This is a genomic window from Streptomyces marokkonensis, assembly GCF_008312835.1.
GTDB lineage: Bacteria > Actinomycetota > Actinomycetes > Streptomycetales > Streptomycetaceae > Streptomyces > Streptomyces marokkonensis_A.
The window spans coordinates 1-2,485 of sequence record NZ_VSKS01000054.1; the positions used below are offsets into that span (position 1 = coordinate 1).

Consider the following 2,485-nt stretch of genomic DNA (forward strand, 5'->3'; position numbering starts at 1 on the left):
CCGCTGTTGAGATCCAGTTCGATGTAACCCACTCGTGCACCCAACTGATCTTCAGCATCTTTTACTTTCACCAGCGTTTCTGGGTGAGCAAAAACAGGAAGGCAAAATGCCGCAAAAAACGGAATAAGTGCGACACGGAAATGTTGAATACTCATTTTAGCTTCCTTAGCTCCTGAAAATCTCGATAACTCAAAAAATACGCCCGGTAGTGATCTTATTTCATTATGGTGAAAGTTGGAACCTCTTACGTGCCGATCAAGTCGAAAGCCTCCGGTCGGAGGCTTTTGACTTTCTGCTATGGACAGGAAACAGCTATGACCATCGTCAGTATTGACTTCAGGCAGACGCGACATCGACTTCGCGTGTCGCCCTTGTAATCCGTTTTAGAATCCATGATAATAATTTTTTGGATGATTGGGAGCTTTTTTTGCACGTTCAAAATTTTTTGCAACCCCTTTTTGGAAACGAACACCACGGTTTCCAGCGGATAGAATGGCGCCGGGCCAGGCTGCGAAATGCCCATACTGTTGAGCAATTCACGTTCATTATAAATGTCGTTCGCGGGCGCAACTGCAACTCCGATAAATAACGCGCCCAACACCGGCATAAATTCCAGCGGATAGAATGGCGCCGGGCCGTAAGTGATGTCCACCTCGATATGTGCATCTGTAAAAGCAATTGTTCCAGGAACCAGGGCGTATCTCTTCATAGCCTTATGCAGTTGCTCTCCAGCGGTTCCATCTTCCAGCGGATAGAATGGCGCCGGGCCCTCTGGCACAAAATCGTATTCATTAAAACCGGGAGGTAGATGAGATGTGACGAACGTGTACATCGACTGAAATCCCTGTTTCTTTATGTTTTTGGCGTCTTCCATAAGGGCGACACGCGAATACGATAACAAGCATCAGGACTGAAGCGAGCCTCAGACACTGGCCGTCGTTTTACACAATCAACTCACTGGCTCACCTTCACGGGTGGGCCTTTCTTCGGTAGAAAATCAAAGGATCTTCTTGAGATCCTTTTTTTCTGCGCGTAATCTGCTGCTTGCAAACAAAAAAACCACCGCTACCAGCGGTGGTTTGTTTGCCGGATCAAGAGCTACCAACTCTTTTTCCGAGGTAACTGGCTTCAGCAGAGCGCAGATACCAAATACTGTTCTTCTAGTGTAGCCGTAGTTAGGCCACCACTTCAAGAACTCTGTAGCACCGCCTACATACCTCGCTCTGCTAATCCTGTTACCAGTGGCTGCTGCCAGTGGCGATAAGTCGTGTCTTACCGGGTTGGACTCAAGACGATAGTTACCGGATAAGGCGCAGCGGTCGGGCTGAACGGGGGGTTCGTGCACACAGCCCAGCTTGGAGCGAACGACCTACACCGAACTGAGATACCTACAGCGTGAGCTATGAGAAAGCGCCACGCTTCCCGAAGGGAGAAAGGCGGACAGGTATCCGGTAAGCGGCAGGGTCGGAACAGGAGAGCGCACGAGGGAGCTTCCAGGGGGAAACGCCTGGTATCTTTATAGTCCTGTCGGGTTTCGCCACCTCTGACTTGAGCATCGATTTTTGTGATGCTCGTCAGGGGGGCGGAGCCTATGGAAAAACGCCAGCAACGCAGAAAGGCCCACCCGAAGGTGAGCCAGGTGATTACATTTGGGCCCTCATTACCAATGCTTAATCAGTGAGGCACCTATCTCAGCGATCTGTCTATTTCGTTCATCCATAGTTGCCTGACTCCCCGTCGTGTAGATAACTACGATACGGGAGGGCTTACCATCTGGCCCCAGTGCTGCAATGATACCGCGAGACCCACGCTCACCGGCTCCAGATTTATCAGCAATAAACCAGCCAGCCGGAAGGGCCGAGCGCAGAAGTGGTCCTGCAACTTTATCCGCCTCCATCCAGTCTATTAATTGTTGCCGGGAAGCTAGAGTAAGTAGTTCGCCAGTTAATAGTTTGCGCAACGTTGTTGCCATTGCTACAGGCATCGTGGTGTCACGCTCGTCGTTTGGTATGGCTTCATTCAGCTCCGGTTCCCAACGATCAAGGCGAGTTACATGATCCCCCATGTTGTGCAAAAAAGCGGTTAGCTCCTTCGGTCCTCCGATCGTTGTCAGAAGTAAGTTGGCCGCAGTGTTATCACTCATGGTTATGGCAGCACTGCATAATTCTCTTACTGTCATGCCATCCGTAAGATGCTTTTCTGTGACTGGTGAGTACTCAACCAAGTCATTCTGAGAATAGTGTATGCGGCGACCGAGTTGCTCTTGCCCGGCGTCAATACGGGATAATACCGCGCCACATAGCAGAACTTTAAAAGTGCTCATCATTGGAAAACGTTCTTCGGGGCGAAAACTCTCAAGGATCTTACCGCTGTTGAGATCCAGTTCGATGTAACCCACTCGTGCACCCAACTGATCTTCAGCATCTTTTACTTTCACCAGCGTTTCTGGGTGAGCAAAAACAGGAAGGCAAAATGCCGCAAAAAA

At 49.9% G+C, this 2,485-nt stretch carries 3 protein-coding genes; all 3 read right to left on the reverse strand.

All coding sequences use genetic code 11. The features are described from left to right. A partial coding sequence (locus F1615_RS35330) for a TEM family class A beta-lactamase (protein ID WP_042767440.1) occupies nt 1–155 on the reverse strand: 155 nt, incomplete at its 3' end. Nucleotides 156–295: 140 nt separating this feature from the next. Beyond that, the gene (locus F1615_RS35335; protein WP_149553125.1) at nt 296–832 is read right to left on the reverse strand and encodes a hypothetical protein; all 537 of its coding nucleotides are present in this window, start codon (nt 830–832) and stop codon (nt 296–298) included. An 828-nt stretch (nt 833–1,660) separates the two neighbouring features. Further along, nucleotides 1,661–2,485: TEM family class A beta-lactamase (blaTEM, locus tag F1615_RS35345; protein WP_149553126.1), on the reverse strand; the 825-nt coding region annotated here is incomplete at its 5' end.